General features: G+C 34.6%; 19 protein-coding genes. 14 read left to right on the top strand and 5 right to left on the bottom strand.

What is annotated here, in order from left to right; genetic code table 11:
- Nucleotides 1–27 precede the first annotated feature (27 nt).
- The 10 genes from eda (at nt 28) to AAA453_RS13535 (ending at nt 11,488) form a co-directional block, all read left to right on the top strand.
- Complete coding sequence (gene eda / locus AAA453_RS13580) at nt 28–645, top strand: bifunctional 4-hydroxy-2-oxoglutarate aldolase/2-dehydro-3-deoxy-phosphogluconate aldolase (protein ID WP_002508528.1); 618 nt, start codon at nt 28–30, stop codon at nt 643–645.
- A gap of 2 nt (nt 646–647) precedes the next feature.
- Nucleotides 648–1,619: a sugar kinase gene (locus AAA453_RS13575; RefSeq protein ID WP_427705445.1), complete on the top strand. Its 972-nt coding sequence runs from the start codon at nt 648–650 to the stop codon at nt 1,617–1,619.
- 29 nt (nt 1,620–1,648) lie between these two features.
- Nucleotides 1,649–2,686, top strand: coding sequence for a TRAP transporter substrate-binding protein (locus tag AAA453_RS13570; protein WP_069828368.1), 1,038 nt, complete (start codon nt 1,649–1,651; stop codon nt 2,684–2,686).
- Nucleotides 2,661–3,170, top strand: a complete 510-nt coding sequence (locus AAA453_RS13565; RefSeq protein WP_427705443.1) for a TRAP transporter small permease — start codon at nt 2,661–2,663, stop codon at nt 3,168–3,170. Before AAA453_RS13570 ends, AAA453_RS13565 begins: the two co-directional genes overlap by 26 nt.
- Nucleotides 3,167–4,462 (top strand): TRAP transporter large permease, encoded by a 1,296-nt coding sequence (locus AAA453_RS13560; protein ID WP_002508524.1) that lies wholly within the window; start codon nt 3,167–3,169, stop codon nt 4,460–4,462. Before AAA453_RS13565 ends, AAA453_RS13560 begins: the two co-directional genes overlap by 4 nt.
- A gap of 15 nt (nt 4,463–4,477) precedes the next feature.
- Nucleotides 4,478–5,884, top strand: coding sequence for a glucuronate isomerase (gene uxaC / locus AAA453_RS13555; protein WP_002508523.1), 1,407 nt, complete (start codon nt 4,478–4,480; stop codon nt 5,882–5,884).
- A 2-nt stretch (nt 5,885–5,886) separates the two neighbouring features.
- Entirely contained in the window at nt 5,887–6,918 is a 1,032-nt protein-coding gene (uxuA, locus tag AAA453_RS13550; protein WP_427705441.1) for a mannonate dehydratase, read from the top strand.
- Nucleotides 6,918–7,739 (top strand): SDR family oxidoreductase, encoded by an 822-nt coding sequence (locus AAA453_RS13545; protein ID WP_069817766.1) that lies wholly within the window; start codon nt 6,918–6,920, stop codon nt 7,737–7,739. The genes uxuA and AAA453_RS13545 overlap by 1 nt, the downstream gene beginning before the upstream one ends.
- Nucleotides 7,740–7,981: 242 nt before the next feature.
- Nucleotides 7,982–9,703, top strand: a complete 1,722-nt coding sequence (locus AAA453_RS13540) for an ABC transporter ATP-binding protein (RefSeq protein WP_081325295.1) — start codon at nt 7,982–7,984, stop codon at nt 9,701–9,703.
- A gap of 156 nt (nt 9,704–9,859) precedes the next feature.
- Nucleotides 9,860–11,488 (top strand): ribulokinase, encoded by a 1,629-nt coding sequence (locus AAA453_RS13535; RefSeq protein ID WP_427705438.1) that lies wholly within the window; start codon nt 9,860–9,862, stop codon nt 11,486–11,488.
- 80 nt (nt 11,489–11,568) lie between these two features.
- Here the strand turns inward: AAA453_RS13535 and AAA453_RS13530 are convergent, their stop codons facing one another.
- The 3 genes from AAA453_RS13530 to AAA453_RS13520 all read right to left on the bottom strand — a co-directional run bounded on the left by AAA453_RS13530 (nt 11,569) and on the right by AAA453_RS13520 (nt 15,276).
- Nucleotides 11,569–12,792 (bottom strand): Nramp family divalent metal transporter, encoded by a 1,224-nt coding sequence (locus AAA453_RS13530; protein ID WP_069832569.1) that lies wholly within the window; start codon nt 12,790–12,792, stop codon nt 11,569–11,571.
- A gap of 16 nt (nt 12,793–12,808) precedes the next feature.
- Nucleotides 12,809–13,753 carry an agmatinase family protein gene (locus AAA453_RS13525; RefSeq protein ID WP_427705435.1) on the bottom strand — a complete coding sequence of 315 codons (945 nt, stop codon included), beginning with the start codon at nt 13,751–13,753 and terminating at the stop codon, nt 12,809–12,811.
- A gap of 278 nt (nt 13,754–14,031) precedes the next feature.
- Entirely contained in the window at nt 14,032–15,276 is a 1,245-nt protein-coding gene (locus AAA453_RS13520) for a Glu/Leu/Phe/Val family dehydrogenase (protein ID WP_427705433.1), read from the bottom strand.
- Nucleotides 15,277–15,560: 284 nt separating this feature from the next.
- Here AAA453_RS13520 and AAA453_RS13515 point away from each other — a divergent pair, with 284 nt between their 5' ends.
- On the top strand, nt 15,561–16,898 hold the full coding sequence (locus AAA453_RS13515; RefSeq protein WP_427705431.1) for an amino acid permease: 1,338 nt from the start codon (nt 15,561–15,563) through the stop codon (nt 16,896–16,898).
- Nucleotides 16,899–17,801: a homocysteine S-methyltransferase gene (gene mmuM, locus AAA453_RS13510; protein ID WP_427705429.1), complete on the top strand. Its 903-nt coding sequence runs from the start codon at nt 16,899–16,901 to the stop codon at nt 17,799–17,801.
- A gap of 87 nt (nt 17,802–17,888) precedes the next feature.
- On the opposite strand, the gene AAA453_RS13505 is transcribed toward mmuM, so the two are convergent.
- Nucleotides 17,889–18,896 (bottom strand): fatty acid desaturase, encoded by a 1,008-nt coding sequence (locus AAA453_RS13505; protein ID WP_002508485.1) that lies wholly within the window; start codon nt 18,894–18,896, stop codon nt 17,889–17,891.
- 419 nt (nt 18,897–19,315) lie between these two features.
- Here AAA453_RS13505 and AAA453_RS13500 point away from each other — a divergent pair, with 419 nt between their 5' ends.
- Nucleotides 19,316–19,801, top strand: coding sequence for an SRPBCC domain-containing protein (locus tag AAA453_RS13500; protein ID WP_069832574.1), 486 nt, complete (start codon nt 19,316–19,318; stop codon nt 19,799–19,801).
- A 103-nt stretch (nt 19,802–19,904) separates the two neighbouring features.
- Here the strand turns inward: AAA453_RS13500 and AAA453_RS13495 are convergent, their stop codons facing one another.
- Nucleotides 19,905–20,141 carry a hypothetical protein gene (locus AAA453_RS13495; RefSeq protein WP_046465040.1) on the bottom strand — a complete coding sequence of 79 codons (237 nt, stop codon included), beginning with the start codon at nt 20,139–20,141 and terminating at the stop codon, nt 19,905–19,907.
- Between the two features lie 524 nt (nt 20,142–20,665).
- Between AAA453_RS13495 and AAA453_RS13490 the strand changes: the two genes are divergently transcribed.
- Nucleotides 20,666–21,622: an NAD-dependent epimerase/dehydratase family protein gene (locus AAA453_RS13490; protein ID WP_427705426.1), complete on the top strand. Its 957-nt coding sequence runs from the start codon at nt 20,666–20,668 to the stop codon at nt 21,620–21,622.
- The last annotated feature ends 29 nt before the right edge of the window (nt 21,623–21,651 follow it).

Genomic DNA, 21,651 nt, shown 5'->3' with positions numbered 1-21,651 from the left:
AGATGAAATTTATAAGGAGATGTAAAGATGAATTCAAGAGATACGATGAAGTATATTCAAGAAGGTCAACACATTGCAGTAATGCGTACAGACAACCCAGAGACGTTTTTAGATATTTCGAATCTAATTATAGAACAAGGGCTTAATATTATCGAAGTAACGTTAACGACACCAAATGCGATAGAAATTATTGCTGAATTATCTAAGAGAGAAGATGCGCTCATTGGTGCAGGTACTGTACTTGATAGTGTATCGGCACGTACAGCGATTTTAAACGGTGCTAAATTTATTGTAAGTCCATCTTTTGATAAGGAAACAGCTAAAATCGCTAACTTGTATGACGTTCCTTATATTCCAGGATGCATGACGGTTAAAGAAATGGTTGAATCGTTACGCTATGGTTGTAAAGTATTGAAACTATTCCCAGCAACACAATTTTCACCTAAATCTATCAAAGATTTCAAAGGTCCATTACCACAAATTGAGATTGTTCCAACTGGTGGCGTGGGTAAAGATAATCAAAAAGAATGGTTAGACGCAGGTAGTTTTGCAGTAGGCATTGGCAGTGAAATTACAAAAATTTATCAACAACAAGGACAAGAAGCTTTAGTGCAATATATTTCTGAATTAAAAAGAGAGGTATAACTATGACGGTATTTGGATTTGGAGAAGTATTACTACGCTATACTCCACCTGATTACAAACAACTGAAAGATGCCAATACCTTTGGTGTTAATGTTGGAGGTGCAGAATTAAATGCGCTCGTGACCTTATCTCAATTTGGGCACGCTACTGAAATGTTAACGGTATTACCACAACATGCATTAGGCAATTTAGCTATGAAAAAGCTGTATCAGACACAAGTAGGTACAACATTTTTGAAACAGCAAGACGGTAGAATAGGCACATATTATATGGAAGAGAGCTTTGACTTTCGAAGTGGTAAAGTTATCTATGATCGCGAACATTCAACTTTCGCAGAATATGGGTCAAGCATCATCGATGACTTACCAATACAAAGTGGTGATTACTTTGTATTGACTGGTATTACATTGGCAGTTAATACAACAGTACGACAACATATCGTTGATGCACTAACTAAATTAAAGCAACAAGGCGTTAAAATCATATTTGATATTAATTTCAGAAGTAACTTGTGGTCTAAAGAAGAAGCCGTACCAGTAATCAAGTCGATACTGCCACTTGTTGACGTACTCTTCTTTGGTAAAAAGGATGCGACACATTTACTTGAGACAAATTCTGAAGAAGATGATATGAAGACATGTGCTGAAACGATTCAATCACAATATGAGATGCCATTAATGGCTTCCAGTAATAGAGATATTGAGCAAAGTACATTACAAGGTATTATGTTATCGAAACAAAGCTATATTGAAGGCCAAGCTTATCAATATACGGTATTGAATCGCATTGGAGCCGGTGATGCATTTATGGCTGGTGTCTTACATGGACTGATTCGTAATTGGCAATTAGACGAGACTATAGATTTTGCGACGAAATGTTCAGTCTTACAACATACGACAAACGAGGATGCATTAAGTGTAGAAGAAAGCGATGTGCATAATTTATCCTCTCATTTCGGTGGGCTTAGTCGATAGAACCTTAAACAAAGGGGCATAAGAGATATATGGAAAAATTTTTAACACTATTTGTAAGCGCATTCTTTATAGCGGGAATGTTAGCTTTATCACTTCCTCATAGTTATGTTAATGCGGAAGAGAAGCAAAAAGAAATTATGTTAGCGCATAATCAACCGACGAGCCATCCGGTTCATAAATCACTTGAGATTTTTAAAGAAAGATTAGAAGAAACATCTCATGGTCAACTTAAAGTTAATATTTATCCGAATGGTCAATTAGGTAGTGAACGTGAAGCAATTGAAATGACGCAGACCAATGCAATACAAATGACTAAAGTGTCATCGGCTGCATTGGAAAGCTTTTCTCCAACATATTCATTGTTTAACATGCCTTATCTATTTGAATCAGAAGAGAATTATCGTCATGTTATGAAAAAACAAGAAGTACAAGATGCGTTTTTCAAATCCACTGGAGATAAGGGGTTTCTAGGGATCACATACTATGACGCTGGCGTGCGTAATATATACACGAAAGATAAAAAAATTGAAGATAATAGTGATTTAGAAGGTATGAAAATAAGAGTTCAACCAAGCAAAACGAGTGTTGATTTAATTAAGTCATTAGGTGGCACACCGACACCAATGGATTACGGTGAAGTATATACAGCGATACAATCGGGTGTGATTGATGCAGCTGAGAATAATGAAACTTCACTCACAACAAACAACCACGGTGAAGTTGCTAAAAATTATCATTATACGGAACACGCAATTGTTCCAGATATCTTGATTATGAACAAAGATACGTATGATGACTTAACGAAACAACAGCAGAAATGGTTGAAAGATGCAGCAGCTTATTCTACTGAAAAACATGAAGTAATTTGGGATAAAGAAGTGAAAGAGGCTAAAAAGAAAGCCAAAGAAGACATGGGTGTGAAATTCCATAACGTAGATAAATCTTCTTTCAAAAAAGCTTCTCAGCCTCTACAAGATGAATTTAAAGAGAACCCAGATACAAAAGATGATTATAAACTAATCGAGAAGGAGGAGCAGCTTTATGAAGAAAGCAAAAAAGATCATTGATAAACTCCTCCTCACGTTAGCCGGTATTGCACTTTTTGTAATGGTTATATTATCCGTTTATCAAGTTGCTACACGCTTTATCTTGAATAGTCCAAGTACAATGAGTGAAGAAATCGTTAGATTCTTATTGATTTGGTTTGGTTTGCTCAGTGCCAGTTATGTATTTGGTGTAAAACAACATATAGCCATTTTATTTATTCGAGAAAGATTTCCTGAAAAAATACAACTTATTATAGAAAAAGCTTCAGACATCATAATCATTATCGTAGCACTCGTACTCATGATTTGGGGTGGCTATGAAGTTGTGAATTTAACATGGTCACAAATTGCACCATCTACTGGCTTATCTATGGCAGCGATGTACGGCGCATTACCTGTTTCGGGCGTCTTTATCATTTTCTACGCAATATATAACTTGTTAGATAAAGGAGAACTTGAAGCAGTTAAAGAAGCCAATCAAGAAGACGGGGGTGAGCGTGTATGACACTTGCAGCAGGTTTAGTATTGTTCATCACATTCTTCGCTTTCTTGATATTCGGCTTGCCTATCGCATTGGCTATTATTTTGAGTTCTATCATAACGTTATTAATGATATTACCATTCGATGTAACGATTATAACGGCAGCACAGCGTATGGTTACGGGCATTGATGATTTTACAATGCTTGCCATTCCGTTATTCGTCTTGGCAGGTATTATTATGAATAACGGTGGTATCGCCTTTAGATTAGTGAACTTTGCCAAAGTGTTAGTAGGTAGATTACCTGGCTCACTGGCACATACGAATATTGTAGGTAATATGCTATTTGGTTCTATTTCTGGTTCTAGTGTCGCTGCGGCGGCCGCAATGGGACGCATCATGGGACCAATGGAAGAAAAACAAGGCTATAAAAAAGAATACTCTGCAGCGGCAAATATAGCATCTGCGCCATCTGGTTTATTGATTCCACCAAGTTCACTATTGATTGTGTATTCACTTGTGAGTGGTGGCACCTCAATAGCAGCACTATTTATCGCAGGCTATATACCAGGTATCTTATGGGGCGTTGCTTGTATGATCGTGGCTTATGTTATGGCGAAGAAACAAGGTTACAGAGTATCTGAACGCATTAGTTGGAAAGATAAATTATTTTTAACATTAGATGCTTTGCCAAGTCTATTTTTAATTATCGTAGTCATTGGCGGGATTGTGTCAGGTATATTCACAGCAACAGAAGGTGCAGCAGTAGCAGTGTTATACGCTACAGTGTTATCACTAATATATAAAAGTCTGACACTCAAACAAATACCTAACGTCATCAAAGAAACGGCAGAAATTAGTGGTATGATTCTGTTCTTGATTACAGCTTCTGCACTATTTTCACTCGTAATGAGTTATACAGGACTACCTGAAGCCATTTCAAATGGCATTCTATCAATGACAGATAATCCAATCATTTTACTACTGATGATGAACGTAATTTTATTAGTCATCGGAACATTTATGGATATAACACCAGCAGTATTGATTTTCACACCGATCTTCTTACCTATTTCAGAAGTTTTAGGTTTAGATCCAATTCACTTTGGTATCTTAATTGCATTTAATTTATGTATTGGTAATATCACGCCACCAGTTGGTAGTGCATTATTTGTTGGTGCGAGTGTCGGCGGTGTTCGTGTGGAATCAGTATTCAAATATTTAGTGCCTTACTTTATCGCACTCATTATTTTATTGTTAATCGTAACGTTCATTCCGCAAATTTCATTATTCCTTCCTAAATTATTAGGATTATAGAAAAGGGGCAATAACATGGCATTAATTAATGACAATTTTTTATTAAATAATAAAACAGCAGTAAAGTTATATCAAAAGGTTAAAGATCTACCAATTTATGATTTTCACTGTCACTTAGACCCAAAAGAAATTTATGAAAATAAAAACTATGAAAACATTACGCAATTGTGGTTAGCCGGAGATCATTACAAATGGCGCTTAATGAGAGCATACGGTATAGAAGAAGAATTAATTACTGGTGATGCAGATGATTTCGATAAATTTGAAGCATTTATGAACATGTTGCCTTATTCAATCGTTAACCCAATGTATCACTGGTGTTCACTTGAATTAAAACGCTATTTTAACGAAGAAGCTGATTTAGATAAAGTGAATGTTAAAAAGCTATATAAATCTTTAAATCGTAAATTAGCGAAATCATCACATACACCTCAAAACTTAATTAAACAAAGTAATGTCTCTGTAGTTTGTACAACGGATGACCCATGTGATGATTTGGAATATCACAAATTATTAAATCAAGATAAAAAAGTAACATTTAAAGTGATTCCTACGTTCAGACCAGATAGTTACGTATTCTTAAGTGAAACAACAGTTAAAGACAAGATTAAGCAGCTTGATCAAACGATTGACGGTGAAATTAAAGATTTAAACAGTTATATCGAAGCACTTAAAACACGCGTTCATTATTTTAATAGACAAGGTGCAAGAAGTTCTGACCAAAGTTTTGAAAAAGCACCATTAATGTATGCGACAACAGAAGAAGCTACGGCAATCTATGAGTCCATGATGAAGGGTGAAGCAGTTTCCGAAACGCAACAATACGAATTAGCGGGTTACATTCTAACTGAAATTAGTAAAGTATATAACGAATTAAATTGGGTCGTACAATTCCATTTAGGACCAACTAGAAATAATAATTCGAAAATGTTAGAAGTCGCAGGTACTGACAGTGGGTTCGATAGTGTAGGTGAACAACTAAGCGCTAAAACATTGAACGCGATGCTAGATCACCTTGAACAACACAATGCCCTATCAGATACGATTATTTATCCTAATAATGGTAATGATCATCTTATGGTTCAAGCTACTGCAGGTAACTTTACTAACAGCGAGCATAAAGTGCAATTAGGTGCTGCATGGTGGTTTAATGACACGAAAGAAGGCATGGAACAGCACTTAGTAGATTATGCGAACGTCGGCTTATTAGCTAAATTTGTAGGTATGCTGACAGATTCACGTAGCATGATTTCTTATACACGCCATGAGTATTTCAGAAGAATTTTATGTAATTTCTTAGGAGACAAGATTGAAAAAGGTGAGATTGCCTTATCAGATGCAACAATTGAACAAATGTTAAAAGATATTTGCTATAACAATGCAGTGAATTTATTCAAAATAGAAGGCGTTAAGGAGGTATAACGATGGAATTATCATTTCGTTGGTACGGTGAAGATGATCCAGTTACATTAGAGAACATTAAACAAATTCCGGACATGAAGCATATCGTTTCTGCAATTTATGATGTACCTGTAGGTGAGGTTTGGACAACAGAAAGAATCGCAAAATTAAAACAAACAATCGAAGCGGCAGGATTGAAATTTGAAGTTGTTGAAAGTTTACCTGTAAGTGAAGAAATTAAATTAAGTACAGATAAACGTGATGAACTGATTGAAAATTATAAGACATCATTAGTGAATTTAGCTGAAAATGGTGTTAAGACAGTGACATATAACTTTATGCCTGTCTTTGATTGGACACGTTCACAATTAGACTATGAATTATCTGATGGTTCTAATACGTTGATTTATAAACATGATCAGTTAAAAGATATTGATCCATTAACAACCGATTTAAACTTACCAGGTTGGGACGAAAGTTATTCGAGAGAAGAAATGAATCATTTAATTACATCTTATCGTGAAATATCAGATGAGCAATTGTGGGAGAACTTGAAGTACTTCTTAGATGGTGTATTACCAACTGCAATCGAACATGACATTGATCTGGCGATACATCCGGATGATCCACCATGGCCTATATTTGGTATTCCACGTATCATTAAAAATAAAGATAGCTATGAACGTTTACTTTCTATAAATGATAGTAAAAATAATGGTATTTGTTTCTGTACTGGATCTTTAGGTTCATTAGCAGAAAATGATTTACCAAGCATGATTAGAACGTTTGGCGCGCATATCCATTTCGTGCATATGCGTAACGTGAAACGACTAGATTCACATTCATTCTTGGAAACAGGTCATTTATCTAAAAACGGCTCAGTTGATATGAAAGCTGTGGTAGAAGCACTGCAAGATGTTAACTTTAAAGGCACAATCAGACCAGATCATGGACGTATGATTTGGGGCGAAACAGGTAAAGCAGGTTACGGATTGTTCGACAGAGCATTAGGCGCAACTTATATTAACGGTTTAATTGAAGGAGTGAGCAAATGATGACAAGACAATTTGAAGGAGTCAATGTAGTAATCACTGGCGCAACAGGTGTGATTGGATCAACGTTCGTCAAAGGACTTGTAGAAAAAGGTGCCAACGTAGGTATTTTAGGACGTTCTGAAGATAAAATTGTTGAATTACAAGATGAAATTGATAAAGAAAGAAAACAAACAGTAGCACTAGTGGCGAACGTGTTAGATAAAGATGCTTTAACGCAAGCGAAACTAAGATTTAACGATACATTTGGTGCAGTTACAATTCTGATTAATGGCGCAGGTGGAAATAACCCGAATGCCACAACAAATGATGAAATGTATGATGAAAATGGTGATAAAACGTTCTTTGATTTAACAGAAGATGGTATTGATAAAGTATTTAAATTAAATTACACAGGTACATTTTTACCATCCCAAGTATTTGGTAAAGATGTCGTCTCATCTGAGGCAGGTACAATTATTAATATTTCATCAATGAACGCATTTACACCACTGACTAAGATCCCAGCATACAGTGGCGCAAAAGCGTCTGTAAGTAACTTTACGCAATGGTTGAGCACTTACTTTGCCGGTCACATCCGAGTGAATGCAATTGCACCTGGATTCTTTGAAACAGCTCAAAATAAAGCTTTACTTAGAAATGAAGATGGTTCTTATTCAGAACGTGCTTCAAAAATTCTATCACAAACACCAATGAATCGTTTTGGTGTACCAGAAGATATTCTAGGCACGCTTTATTGGTTGATGGATAAAGAATTAAGTGGCTTCGTTACAGGTATCGTTGTTCCTGTAGATGGCGGCTTCTCATCTTACTCAGGCGTATAAAAAAGCTATAAATTTTAAAATAAACTCCTTAAATCAATTCTGATTAAGGAGTTTATTTTTGTTGTTCTATAAGATGAAGATAAAAGAGAAGAAATAAAAAATATTTGAGTATTATAAATTTATTTTTACAAATGTCACAATTATGAGTTGAATGACATTGATAATCTATATCAATTAATCCATAATATAAAGCATATGTAAAGAATAATTAAAATATTGAATTATAGAATAGGTGGGGTGTTGTGAAAGCATTTTTTAGCTATTACAAACCATATAAAGGTTTGTTTTTCTTAGATTTTGGTTCGGCAATTGTTGTAGGTTTGTTGGAATTAATTTTCCCACTTATTACAAGTATATATATTGATCGTTTGTTACCTTCAAATCAGTGGAATCTCATAGTGATTTTTGGAATTGCTTTGTTATTTGTCTTTGGAATTGTAGCGGTACTTAAATTTATCGTCACATATTGGGGACATAAGTTAGGTACGAATATAGAGCGTGATATGCGTAATGATTTATATAGTCATATTCAGAAATTGAATTTTAAGTATTTTGATAACCAAAAATCAGGAAAACTTATTGGTCGACTGACGAATGATTTGATGGATATTGGTGAGGCCGCACATCATGGCCCAGAAGATGTATTTTTATCTATCATGACCCTAATTGGTGCATTTGCCATCATGTTAACGATTGATGTGAAATTAGCACTCATTACATTTTGTGTGGTGCCTATTGTTTTTATCTTGGCTATATTTTTCAGCCAAAAAATGTCTCGTGCATTTAAGAATTTATTTACCAATGTGTCACGGTTTAATGAATTAATCGCAGATAATGTGGGTGGCATAAGACTTGTACAGGCTTTTACTAATGAAAATCATGAGCAAACGAAATTTAGAAATATAAACGATAATTTTAGAGCTACAAAATTAAAAGCATATAATTATATGTCTTGGAATATTACAATTAGTCATATTGCCCAAAATCTGACATTAATTATTGTGTTAGTAGTCGGAAGTTATTTTGTGTTGCATGGTGATTTATCTTATGGTGGTATCGTTGCATTTATCATGATTACGAATGTACTCTTTAAACCATTACAACAAATTAATATGATTATAGAGCTATTTCCTAAAGCGATTGCAGGATTTAAAAACTTTAGCGAAATATTAAGCATTAATCCAGAAATACAGGATACACCAGATGCGGTTGAAATGCCGAGTGATCCTAAGACGATTCAATATAAAGATGTAACATTTGGATATGGCGAAACACCGATTCTTAAAAAACTGAATCTAGATATTCAGCATGGTGAGAAGATTGCATTAGTTGGACCGAGTGGTAGTGGTAAAACGACAATCAGTTCTCTATTGCCAAGATTTTATGAAGTAGATGATGGTGATATCTTAATTAATGGCCAAAGCATCAAATCGATTCAGTTAGCCTCACTACGTGCAGAAATTGGTGTCGTACAGCAAGATGTATTCCTATTCTCTGGTACTTTAAGAGATAACATTGTATATGGTCATTTAGAAGCTGACGAAACTGCAATATGGGACGCAGTTAGAAATGCGCAATTAGAAACATTTATCAAAGACTTACCCTTTGGTTTAGATACACTCGTAGGTGAAAGAGGGACGAAATTATCTGGTGGACAGAAACAGCGTATTTCCATCGCTAGAATGTTTTTAAAAGACCCATCTATTATTATTTTAGATGAAGCTACAAGTGCGTTAGATATAGAAACAGAAAATAAAATTCAATTGGCATTTAAAAAACTGTCAGAAAATAGAACATCGCTCATTATTGCGCATCGTTTATCAACGATTAAAGACGTAGACCGTATTATCTTTATCAAAGATGGTGAAATCTTAGAAGAAGGTAGTCATGAAGTATTGATGCAACAAGATGGACATTATAAACAACTTTATTTATCTCAGTTTAATGAAGTTGAAACATTTTAAAATGTTTGAGCGTGATCATAATAGTGAGTATTAAAGGGGGCGGGAAGACGAAATCAAATTTTGATTTCTGTCCCGCTCCCTTGTATTTTTGTAGAATCTTAATTATGATTTAAGAAAGCGCTTTCTGTTGTATAGAAAGATCTGGAGGGTTAAAGTATGGCTTACAGTATAGGAATAGATTTTGGAACAGGTTCAGGTAGAGCCTTTCTTATAAATACTGAGAATGGTGAAATTGTAGAGCAATTTATTAAAACGTATTCGCACGGCACGATAGAAGGAGCACTTGGTGGTCAAAAACTACCTCAAAGTTACGCATTACAAAATGCGAATGATTATTGGGAAGTCATTGAAGAAGGCATCCCAGCTATTTTAGCGAAAGCACAAATTGCTGCAAATGACATTGTCGGAATCGGTATAGATTTCACATCGTCTACAGTGATTTTTGTGGATGAACATATGGAACCCATTCATAATAAGCAAGGGTTTAAAGATAATCCACACGCTTACGTCAAATTATGGAAGCATCATGGTGCGCAAGACGAGGCAGATGTATTATTTAAGACTGCGCTTGAAGAGAAAAATCGTTGGTTAGGCTACTATGGCTTTAATGTGAGTAGTGAGTGGATGATACCTAAGATTATGGAAGTAAACAATAAGGCACCTGAAGTGATAGCGGAGAGTGCGTATATCATGGAGGCGGGGGATTGGATTGTCAATCGACTCACTGATCAAAACGTCAAATCAAATTGTGGCTTAGGGTTTAAATCATTTTGGGAAGCGGACACAGGGTTCCATTATGATTTGTTTGATAAAGTAGATAATGATTTATCTAAAATTGTAAAAGAGAAAGTGGAAGCACCAGTCGTTAATATTGGTGAAACTGTAGGTAAAGTTAGCCAGACAATGGCAGAAAAACTAGGACTTTCACCAGAAACACAAGTCAGTCCGTTTATCATTGATGCGCATGCAAGTTTATTAGGGATAGGTTCAGAAAGAGATAAAGAGATGACTATGGTTATGGGTACAAGTACATGTCATTTAATGCTTAATAAAGAACAACATAAGGTGCCTGGTATTTCTGGTTCAGTTAAAGGTGCTATTATTCCAGATCTTTATGCATACGAGGCAGGCCAAACTGCTGTAGGAGACTTATTTGAGTACGTGGCGAAACAGTCGCCATATGATGATGTCAAAGAAGCGAAGATACGCGACATTTCAATCTTTGAATTATTAAATGAAAAAGCAGGCAAGCTATATCCCGGTGAAAGTGGGCTTATTGCACTAGATTGGCACAACGGCAATAGAAGTGTACTCAGTGATAGTAATTTGAAAGGTTGCTTATTTGGCATGGGATTACATACGAAACATGAAGAAATTTATCGTGCATACATGGAGGCCACTGCATTTGGTACTAAAATGATTATGCAACAGTATGAAGGATGGCATATGGAAGTAGATCATGTATTTGCTTGTGGTGGCATACCTAAAAAGAATACATTACTCATGGATATCTATGCGAATGTACTGAACAAACGTGTGACGGTCATTGATAGTGAATATGCACCAGCAATTGGCGCGGCTATTTTAGGTGCAATATGTGGCGGAGCGCATACGGACTTTAGTGAGGCGGTCAAAGCAATGAAAGAACCCGTATTATACACTGTTGAACCTCAAGCAGATAAAGTGGAAATCTATAAAAAGTTATTTAACGCATATCAATCATTGCATGACCTACATGGCTATAAAAAAGCGAGCATTATGCGTGATGTTGCACAATTGATGTAAGAAGATTAAATGTTTAATTAAAATAACCCAGAAACAATATATCAGTGATGATACGTTGCTTCTGGGTTATTGTTATAAAGTTAGCCTGAAATGAAACTTGTTATGGCATCGATTAAACTGTAGATGCCTAAGAAGGAAACAGTTAAGACAACGAGTCCTCCGATAATATTGAGCCAAAGTGTATTTGTAAAGCGGCCCATTAAATTTTTCTTATTAATAATAATAAAGATAAGGATTGCAACAAGAGGTAAAATCATACCATTTAATGCTTGCGCAATAAGTAAGACTTGAAGCGGTTCAAAGCCAAGTGCTGAAGTGATAATTCCAATAATGATAATCACAACAAAGACAAGTTTATACTTCTTGCTTTGCATGCCGCCTTTCCAACCGAGTAGACTACTAATTGTTGCAGCAGCGCCCGTTGGAGAAGCAATGGCTGATGACAGACCTGCAGCGAATAAACCAATACTAATTGCTATAGGTGCAGCATCACCAAGTACAGGTTCTAATGGTCCTGCGAGTTGTATGACACTTGTAACTTCTTCACCTTTAATTAAAGTGGCAGCTGAAATTAAGATTGCAGCTGAAATCACACCGCCGACAGTAATAGAAATAATTGTATCCCAACGTGCAAATTTCAATTCCTTAACACCATTAAAACGTTCGTGCACGGCTGTTGAGTGAATGAAAAAGTTATATGGCACAACGGTTGTACCGATTAGAGCAATAACAGTAAGAATAGATCCATCTGGTATCGTTGGAATGAAAGCACCTTTTAAAATACCCATAACATCTGGTTTGATAGCAATCATGGTAGTGATAAATATTGCGCCCATGATAACCATAAGTACAAGCATAACTTTTTCTAAAAATTTATAGTTACCAAATAATCCAATGAGTAATATAATAACGCCGATAACTGGAGCAACCCAATTTTCAGGTAAATTAAGTAAGTAAGATGCACCAAGTGAGGTTCCAATCAAGTCACCACTAATATAGGCAGCACACCCAATGGTTACAGCAATGAGTGTGAACCACACGATGATCAGCTTACCGATTTTATTAGAGAATAAATCTTGAATTGCTTCTCCTAACCCTTCACGTGTAACGAGAGACAAACGGATAATCATTTCTTGTAACACGATTGTGGCAATGATTGAAAAGGCAACAGCCCATAGTAAACTATAGCCGAATCCTGCGCCACCTTGAGTCATGGTTGTTACTGTACCAGGGCCAATAAATGAAGCAGTGATAATCATCCCTGGGCCAAGTGATCGTAAAATCTTACCCGCGTTTTTAAACATTTAACCACTCCTCAGATTATTTTAATTTATTTAAATAAGCGACGTGGCCAGCAAGTACATATAATACTGCTGTAGAAACGAAATGGGCAGAATTCTGATTGGCATCTTTCATAGGATAAACTTCTACATAATCCATACCACATAGGCCGAGCGCACCAAATTCGTGGATCATCGTTAATAATTCATAGGACGTTAAACCATTGCCATCAACAGGTCCGCCTGGATTATAAGCAAAATCTAAAACATCACTACATATTGTTAAATACACGACATCTACATCGGCACTTGCTTGAGCGTAAATGTCACGGGCAAACTGTTTTATATTATTTGATTCACGAATATCATTGATTGTTATCGTTACTGCACCAGCTTCTTCAGCGTAACGTCCTGTTGCAGGATGATTTCTTGGGCCGTGAATCCCTGTGTGAATAATACTTTCGTTACGTACACCCTCTGTTTCATAAAGTCTCATGAAAGGTGTATTACGGGCATAAGCTTCACCTTCATAATCTGGCATATTATCATAATGTGCATCTAAATGAATGATACCTACTTTTTTACCAGTTTCTGTTAATGATTTAAGAATAGGATAAGTGACACCGTGTTCGCCGCCAAAGCCAACTAAGAATTTTTCACTTTCCCAGAGTTTTTTAGTGAAATCTGTAATGTTGTCATAGCTTTCTTTATTGTCATGAGCGACAAATGGCACATCGCCGACATCTCCCATAGATAAGTGTTCACTAATATCAATGTGGTTTAATTCAGGTAGATATTGACTGTAACGTGCAGAGGACAGTCTAATTTGCTTTGGACCAAGTTCTACGCCTGTATAATCTCCCCAAGTGCTTTCGCCTTCAAAAGGTACCCCATATACAATTACATCTGTATCTAAAGTATTTGATTGATTTAAATTTTTACTATTTAAAAAACATGGTGTATTACCATAAATGTTATTTTTCATAATTTATATCCTCCCCTTTATTGTAAATAATTATATAGAGTATTTTTTTATTTTTCAAATAAATCAGAAAATTCACTGATTTAATAATTGAAAATATATATGAATGAGAGGATTATTTATAAATTTTTATTAGATTATGAAGTCGAAAGGGTGGATAAAAAGAGGGAGGAAGGATTTTTTGAAAGCTGTATAGATAAATATAATAATAAAAAAGCTACACCAATGAAGGTGTAGCTTTTGAAAAGACAATGTTTATCATATTGATATATTATGAAAATTTATGCCCAGCCACGGAAACGTGTAGCTTCAGCTGTACGTTTGATACCTACAACATAGGCAGCTAAACGCATATCCAATTTTCTACTTTCGGCTAAATCATAGATTTTATTGAATGCTTCTACCATTTTTTCACGGAGAAGACTGTTTATTTCTTCTTCAGACCAATAATAACCTTGATTATTTTGTACCCACTCGAAGTAAGAAACAGTTACACCACCAGCACTCGCAAGTACATCAGGTATAAGTAAGACACCGCGTTCTGTTAATATACGTGTCGCTTCTTTTGTCGTAGGACCGTTCGCTGCTTCTGCAACGATACTGGCTTTAATGTTGTGTGCGTTGTCTTCAGTAATTTGATTTGATAATGCAGCTGGAATAAGAATATCACAGTCGACTTCAAATAATGCTTTATTTGGGATAACGTCCTCAAATAAGTGCGTAACACGGCCATGTTTTTCTTTAAGCTCTACAAGCTCGTCGACATCTAAACCATTTGGATCGTGTAAAGCACCATAACTTTCAGAAATAGCTACAATTTTTGCACCCATATCATGTAGAATTTTGGCAATGAAACTACCCGCATTACCAAAACCTTGAATCGCAACACGAGATCCCTTGATATCAATGTTTCTACGTTTTGTCGCTTCTTCAATAGTAATCACAGCACCAAGCGCAGTGGCACGATTACGACCTTCTGAACCACCTAAAGAGAGTGGCTTACCAGTGATGAATGCAAAAGCGTTAGAGCGATTGATTTTACTATACTCATCCATCATCCAAGACATGATTTGTGGATTTGTATAAACATCTGGTGCTGGGATATCACTCGCAGGACCTACGAATTGTGATATAGCTCTAACAAAACCACGAGATAGGCTTTCAAGCTCTTGATTACTCATTTGACGTGGGTCACAGATGACGCCGCCTTTACCGCCACCAAATGGTAAGTTCGTAATACCACATTTCATCGTCATCCACATTGCAAGTGCCTTAACTTCTTCTTTATTTACATCAGGATGGAAACGTACGCCACCTTTGGTAGGACCAACAGAATGATTATGTTGCGCACGGTAACCGGTAAAAGTTTTAACAGTGCCATCATCCATGCGGACGGGTATACGGACTTCCAGTATTCTTAAAGGTTCTTTGATTAAATCATACATGCCATCGTCAAAGCCTAATTTATGTAATGCTTCTTTTGTAATTTCTTGGGTAGATTTCACTAAGTCGTTATGTTCTGTCATTATATTTTCCCCTCTATCTATTACTTATAATATTTATACTTACTTATCTATAAATGTTATAGACTTTACGACTGAAAATCAATACTAGAGATTGAATTTTTACAAAAGTTTGAAAATTCAGTGAATAATTAGGTGAAATTCTTTTGAAAAACTAAAGAATAATTAAAGGCAATGTATGAAAGCACAGTGAATTGAGAAAAAATGCATTGACTAAATTTTCAGAAATTAATAGAATGAATAATTATATTTAAAATGAGTAGAACTTGAAGATAAGGAGAACATTAATGGAACAACCATCATTTAAACGTGCAATGAAACAACGTCATCTTATGTTACTTAGCTTTGGTGGTGTTATTGGAACAGGGTTATTTTTAAGTTCTGGATATACTTTGCAACAAGCAGGTCCATTTGGAACGGTACTATCTTATTTAATTGGTTCGATTTTAGTTTATCTCGTTATGTTATGTCTAGGTCAATTAGCAATTAAACATCCTGTTACAGGTGGATTTCATACATATGCAAGTCTTTACATTCATCCATCTGTTGGATATATCGTAGCATGGTTTTATTGGTTAACTTGGACCGTAGCATTAGGTTCTGAATTTACAGCAGTGGGTATTTTGATGCAGAAATGGATGCCTGAAACCCCGGTTTATATTTTTGCTACGATTGCAATTATATTAATTTTATTATTTAACATTATATCGACACGTTTTTATGCAGAAGTTGAATTTTATTTTTCTTTAGTGAAAGTTATTGCGATTATCGTATTTATTATTTTAGGTCTTTTGGTAATTATCGGATTTATTCACTACGATGGTTATGAAGGTTTAAACACAATTGCACATAGATATACAAATCCTACTTTTCCTAATGGTATTGGTTCTGTGTTTTTAACAATGCTAGCTGTGAATTATGCATTTAGTGGCACTGAATTAATCGGCATTGCTGCTGGTGAAACAGAGGATCCTGAAAAAGTAATACCAAAAGCGATTAGAGCAACGTTATGGCGTCTTATTATCTTTTTTATAGGTACAATGGTTATTATTTCTATTTTAATACCGAGCTATCAAGGGAAGTCATTAGAAAGTCCATTTGTTGTTATTTTTCAGAAAATGGGAATCCCTTATGCGGGCGACATTATGAATTTAGTGATTATAACAGCTTTGTTATCTGCAGCTAATTCAGGATTATATGCTGCGAGCAGAATGATTTGGAGTTTATCGAATGAAGGTGTATTTCCTAAATGGTTTGGAAAGCTAAATAAACATCATATGCCAGTGAATGCAACATTATTTAGCATGATTGGTGGCTTATTGGCTTTACTTTCTAGCGTGTATGTAGCAGATTCATTATATGTAATTCTAGTTTCAATTGCTGGTTTAGCAGTTGTTATCGTGTGGATGAGTATCTGTATTGCATATTTTAATGCTAAAAAAATTGACCAAAGCTTAAAAGTACATCAATCGATTCCAATTATTGGGTTTATATTATGCTTAGTTTCTTGTGTTGGAATGCTTTTTGATTCTAATCAAGCACCTGCACTTTATTTCGGGCTACCATTTGCAGCGATTGCGTTAATTTATTACTTTATTAAATTTAATAAGAAAAGAGGAGTATAGATGAGACTGTTAGAAAAAGTAAAAACACAATCTCCAATTGTCTTAGATGGCGGACTAGCAACTACATTAGAACAAGCTGGTTGTAATTTGAATTCTTCGTTATGGTCTAGTGAAGTACTTAGACATCAACCAACTAAAATAAAGCAAGCACATCAAGGTTTTACAAATGCGGGTGCCGACATTATTTTAACAAGTACATATCAAGCAAGTTACCAAACATTTAAAGATATAGGGATGCAGGATGAGGAAATTGATGGCCTTTTTACAGTAGCGGTAGAGCAAGTTATGGATGCAACAAATAATAATCAAGTGGTTGTAGGTAGTTTAGGTCCATATGGTGCATATTTAAGCGATGGCTCTGAATATACAGGGGATTATAAAATAAGCCAAGAAGCTTATTTTAAATTTCATGAACAACGTATAAACGCTTTGATTTCAAGAGGAATAAATGATTTTGTGTTTGAAACTGTTCCTAATTTTGAAGAGATTCAAGCAATTGTAGAAAATATTATACCGAGTTATACAGAGGAGCAAACATTTTGGCTCTCTGTAACTGTCGATGACACAGGAAATTTATCAGATGGAACAGATTTTGAGCAGCTGATTGATTATATAAAAGATAAGCAATCTATTATTCCTATTTTTGGTATTAATTGTTCTTCAGTTAAAGGAATCAATCGATCATTGGACAAAGGATTAGCTAGTTTGAGTCAGACAATTGCGCTATATCCTAATGGAGGTTCTCATTATAATGCGGATAGCAAAGAATGGGAAAATAATGCTAACAGTGATGAAATTATTGAACAAGTTCCGAAGTGGTTAGTGGAAGGTGTTCAAATTATAGGGGGCTGTTGTCAAACAACACCAGAGGACATTAAAAAGATTAAATATAGCATGAGTTAACCAAAAATAAAGTTTCAAAATAAGAAAAGGAGAAGTGCTTGGGTTAACAAGCATTTCTCCTTTATTGTTTATTTGAATATTAAATGTTTATGATGGTTGTTTATTTCTAAGTGAAAATTCTTTGAAAGTGATAAAGCGTTTATGACTTTTATCATATAATTTGAATTTTAACGATGTCAGACTTTCTCTAAGCGTAATAGATGTTGCATGATGCAGTGGTGTAACAGTTTCATGAGTTTCCTCTAAAGAGTAGTTTGGAATTCTAGGATTCAAATGATGTACATGATGATAACCTATGTTTCCTGTAACCCAATGTAGAACTTTTGGTAATTTATAGTATGAACTACCATCGATGGCTGCTTTTACATAGTCCCATTCAGAAGCTTCTTCGAAATAAGAATCTTCAAATGTATGTTGGATGTAAAACAACCAAATACCTAACATGCCAGCAATGAAGATCATTGGTGCAAATACTGCAAAGAAATGACCTACGCCTAATAGATAAATTAGACCACCGTATACGACTAATAATAAAATATTGTTCATCCAAGTGTTGATGCGTTCTTTCTTTTTAGCGTCTTTTGAATTAAATCGATTAGAAATAAATACTAAGAAAAACGGTCCTAATACAAACATGACAAGTGGATTACGATAAATTCTATACGTTAAACGTTGGAATTTAGATGCTTCTGTATATTCTTCTACCGTCATAACCCAGATATCACCGATACCACGTTTTTCTAGATTACCACTACCAGCATGGTGAATTAAATGTTCTCTACGCCATTTTCTATAAGGGAAGAGTGTAAGGAAACCAGTTACGTTTCCGAGTAAATCATTGTGCTTTTGTTTTTTTAAATATGATCCATGACAAGCATCGTGAAAAATGATGAAAGTTCTAATTAAAAATATTGATGCGAATATACTACTAATAATTGCTAATGACCAATGCACATTATATAAAAGTCCACTTACTACTAAAATTGCAATAAGGGGAAGTAATGTATTTATAATTTGTATTGTACTTTTCGTGTAGTTTGTTTTTGCGAAAGGTTTTACCATTTTGTTCAACATCTTTTTCTTATCTTTTTCCATATACACCTAACTTTCTTTTACTGAATAAGTTGAAAATAGAGTACATACTCTCACCAGTATTTCACTAAGTGTATATAAATAGAGAGCGATTTACAAACATTTATACAAAAAAATTGAAAAATTTAAAATAATGAGAAATTTGAAAACGCAAAAGATGCGTCTAATAAGGGATTGAAGAGAAAAACATAGGTAAATTAAATTTGCTGTTGCAGATAATTAAATGGTCATGGATAGCGCCATTTCAGTTTTTCTTACCCATATTAAATTTTGTTAAGACATATAATAAATATATGTAAATTAGTAATATTTTATAACGGAAAAGGGTAAAATGTATTAAATAAACATAGATAAATTATCATGGAAGATTACAAATTTCAGTTTTCTTAAATGGTTTTTAAATTGAGAGGGGAACTTTAAACATGGAAGCACAGTATTCAAAAGATGGACAAGGAGTTTATCAAACATTGAAAATAAATATAGATGCAGATAAGGAAGCAATATTTAATTATCTGAGTACTACTGAAGGCATACAGCAATGGTTTCCGCAACTGTCATTTGAAACACGTGAAGTGCATGGCAAAATGTATTTTCATTTAGAGGAAGAAGATGATTTAGAAATGACAATCACACATTTTGAAGAAAATAAGGTTGTTGGCTTTACATGGGACATTGGTACTGTGAAGTTTGAATTAAATAGAAAGAATCAGCAAACGGAACTTACATTTATTGAATATTTACCATTTGAATTTCCGCACATCATCTTAGATTTTGCAGGTTGGCAATTCCATATGGAAAGTATAAAAAGTATTGCAGAAACAGGAAAACCGCTAAATTCTCAAGATTATGATTTTGATAGTAAGAATGAAACTATTGAAGCGCAATTAAAGCTAGAAAATGAAAAGTAAAAAGAGCTATTTATTGCATACAAAAAAGACGATCTTATAAACAAAAGGTCGTCTTTTAAATATATTTGGATATTCAAATCATTTCAAGTTTAGATAAATGAACCTACATTGCTATTAGAATCCAAATAATACCTATTAAAACGAGAACACTGAAAACAAGTAACACGATGCCTAAGGTTAATACTTTATGTGACTGTTGTTTTACACCTATTCTTTCGTTTTCACTACGTTTCGCTTGTTTACTTTGGTCAATTTCAGCTTTACTTTCTTTGAAACAAAAATAACTTAAAACTAATGACATGATTAAAACAGCGAATAAAATAATGATTAAATAAGTCATTATGTCATCCCTCTCACTGCATATTTATTTGTTAATAATATCAGTTATTGTTCAAAATATACATTAAAGTACTTGTTATTGAAGTAAATTTTGTGAAGGTGTATAGGGACCGAGGCATCTATATTAACAAGATACTAAATACTATGTTTGCATAGCTAATGTACGGAACTCAATTATACAGTGCGTTCAATCTAATAATATAGTTTATAAGACGCTTTTATTTTCATTGCTAAAGTGATTAAAACGATATTGGCAAAAGTTTTGTACATTGATGCACTAACCCCCTCGCTATTAATGTTAGCAAGGGGGTTTTTACATTTGAAATAATTTAATTCTAAAGGGTATGCGCTTTTACGACCTTGAAATAAGCGCATTTTTAAATTTAACAAAATAAAATATATAAAAAGTGTACACTCAATGTATACAATGAAGCGCTTTTATTGTATAATTTAGTTGGAAATAAGGACTGTGTACGCACGAGGAAAACATTACAGTTTCTGTAATGCACAAGGGGAGATAGAAATATGAAAAAAATTATGATTACAGGTGCTTTAGGACAAATTGGAACTGAACTCGTAGTGAAATGTAGAATGTTATATGGAAATGATAATGTTTTAGCTACAGATATTAAACAACCAGAAACAGATTCAGCGATTGTAGATGGGCCGTTTGAAATATTAGATGTTACTGATAAAGCGCGTATGTTTGAGTTAGTGGAGACATTTAAGCCAGATACAATGATGCATATGGCAGCGTTATTGTCAGGCGTTGCTGAAAAGAATCCATTATTTGCTTGGGATTTAAATATGGGTGGTTTAATGAACGCTTTAGAAACAGCACGTGAATACAAATTACAATTCTTTACACCAAGTTCAATTGGCGCATTTGGACCTTCAACACCTAAAGTAAATACACCGCAAGTAACGATTCAACGACCAACATCTATGTATGGAGTGAATAAAGTCGCTGGCGAGTTATTATGTCAGTATTATTTCAACAAATTTGGTGTCGACACACGCAGTGTAAGATTCCCAGGTTTAGTTTCCCATATAAAAGAACCAGGTGGCGGTACGACAGACTATGCGGTAGATATTTATTTTAAAGCTGTGAGAGAAGGTCATTATACTAGCTTTATCGAAAAAAGCACATATATGGATATGATGTATATGGAAGATGCAATAGATGCCATCATTCAACTTATGGAAGCGGACGGCGTTAAATTAATTAATCGTAATGCATATAATTTAAGTGCAATGAGTATTGAACCAGAAATGGTAAAAGAAGCGATTCAAGAATTTTATCCAGAGTTCCAATTGGAATATGATGTGGATCCAGTACGACAGTCTATCGCTAATAGTTGGCCAAATAGTATAGATGTTAGCTGTGCACGCGCAGAATGGGGATTTAATCCGCAATATGATTTAACTAAAATGACTCAAACGATGTTAAAGGCTATCGAAGATAAAGAAACAGTAAGATAATCTAACCTAAAGCCCTCATTCATACAGTA

Source organism: Staphylococcus parequorum (genome assembly GCF_039237145.1).
GTDB classification, from domain to species: domain Bacteria; phylum Bacillota; class Bacilli; order Staphylococcales; family Staphylococcaceae; genus Staphylococcus; species Staphylococcus equorum_A.
This window is presented reverse-complemented; position numbering and strand designations above follow the sequence as displayed.

What these genes read in the sequence shown, in the direction of transcription:
- AAA453_RS13575 (WP_427705445.1), top strand. Translation starts at nt 648, where the DNA reads ATGACGGTATTTGGATTTGGAGAAGTATTACTACGCTATACTCCACCT.
- AAA453_RS13495 (WP_046465040.1), bottom strand. Translation starts at nt 20,141, where the DNA reads ATGACTTATTTAATCATTATTTTATTCGCTGTTTTAATCATGTCATTA.
- AAA453_RS13545 (WP_069817766.1), top strand. Translation starts at nt 6,918, where the DNA reads ATGACAAGACAATTTGAAGGAGTCAATGTAGTAATCACTGGCGCAACA.
- AAA453_RS13505 (WP_002508485.1), bottom strand. Translation starts at nt 18,896, where the DNA reads ATGGAAAAAGATAAGAAAAAGATGTTGAACAAAATGGTAAAACCTTTC.
- AAA453_RS13530 (WP_069832569.1), bottom strand. Translation starts at nt 12,792, where the DNA reads ATGTTTAAAAACGCGGGTAAGATTTTACGATCACTTGGCCCAGGGATG.
- eda (WP_002508528.1), top strand. Translation starts at nt 28, where the DNA reads ATGAATTCAAGAGATACGATGAAGTATATTCAAGAAGGTCAACACATT.
- AAA453_RS13570 (WP_069828368.1), top strand. Translation starts at nt 1,649, where the DNA reads ATGGAAAAATTTTTAACACTATTTGTAAGCGCATTCTTTATAGCGGGA.
- AAA453_RS13515 (WP_427705431.1), top strand. Translation starts at nt 15,561, where the DNA reads ATGGAACAACCATCATTTAAACGTGCAATGAAACAACGTCATCTTATG.
- AAA453_RS13535 (WP_427705438.1), top strand. Translation starts at nt 9,860, where the DNA reads ATGGCTTACAGTATAGGAATAGATTTTGGAACAGGTTCAGGTAGAGCC.
- uxuA (WP_427705441.1), top strand. Translation starts at nt 5,887, where the DNA reads ATGGAATTATCATTTCGTTGGTACGGTGAAGATGATCCAGTTACATTA.
- mmuM (WP_427705429.1), top strand. Translation starts at nt 16,899, where the DNA reads ATGAGACTGTTAGAAAAAGTAAAAACACAATCTCCAATTGTCTTAGAT.
- AAA453_RS13500 (WP_069832574.1), top strand. Translation starts at nt 19,316, where the DNA reads ATGGAAGCACAGTATTCAAAAGATGGACAAGGAGTTTATCAAACATTG.
- AAA453_RS13560 (WP_002508524.1), top strand. Translation starts at nt 3,167, where the DNA reads ATGACACTTGCAGCAGGTTTAGTATTGTTCATCACATTCTTCGCTTTC.
- uxaC (WP_002508523.1), top strand. Translation starts at nt 4,478, where the DNA reads ATGGCATTAATTAATGACAATTTTTTATTAAATAATAAAACAGCAGTA.
- AAA453_RS13565 (WP_427705443.1), top strand. Translation starts at nt 2,661, where the DNA reads ATGAAGAAAGCAAAAAAGATCATTGATAAACTCCTCCTCACGTTAGCC.
- AAA453_RS13525 (WP_427705435.1), bottom strand. Translation starts at nt 13,753, where the DNA reads ATGAAAAATAACATTTATGGTAATACACCATGTTTTTTAAATAGTAAA.
- AAA453_RS13520 (WP_427705433.1), bottom strand. Translation starts at nt 15,276, where the DNA reads ATGACAGAACATAACGACTTAGTGAAATCTACCCAAGAAATTACAAAA.
- AAA453_RS13490 (WP_427705426.1), top strand. Translation starts at nt 20,666, where the DNA reads ATGAAAAAAATTATGATTACAGGTGCTTTAGGACAAATTGGAACTGAA.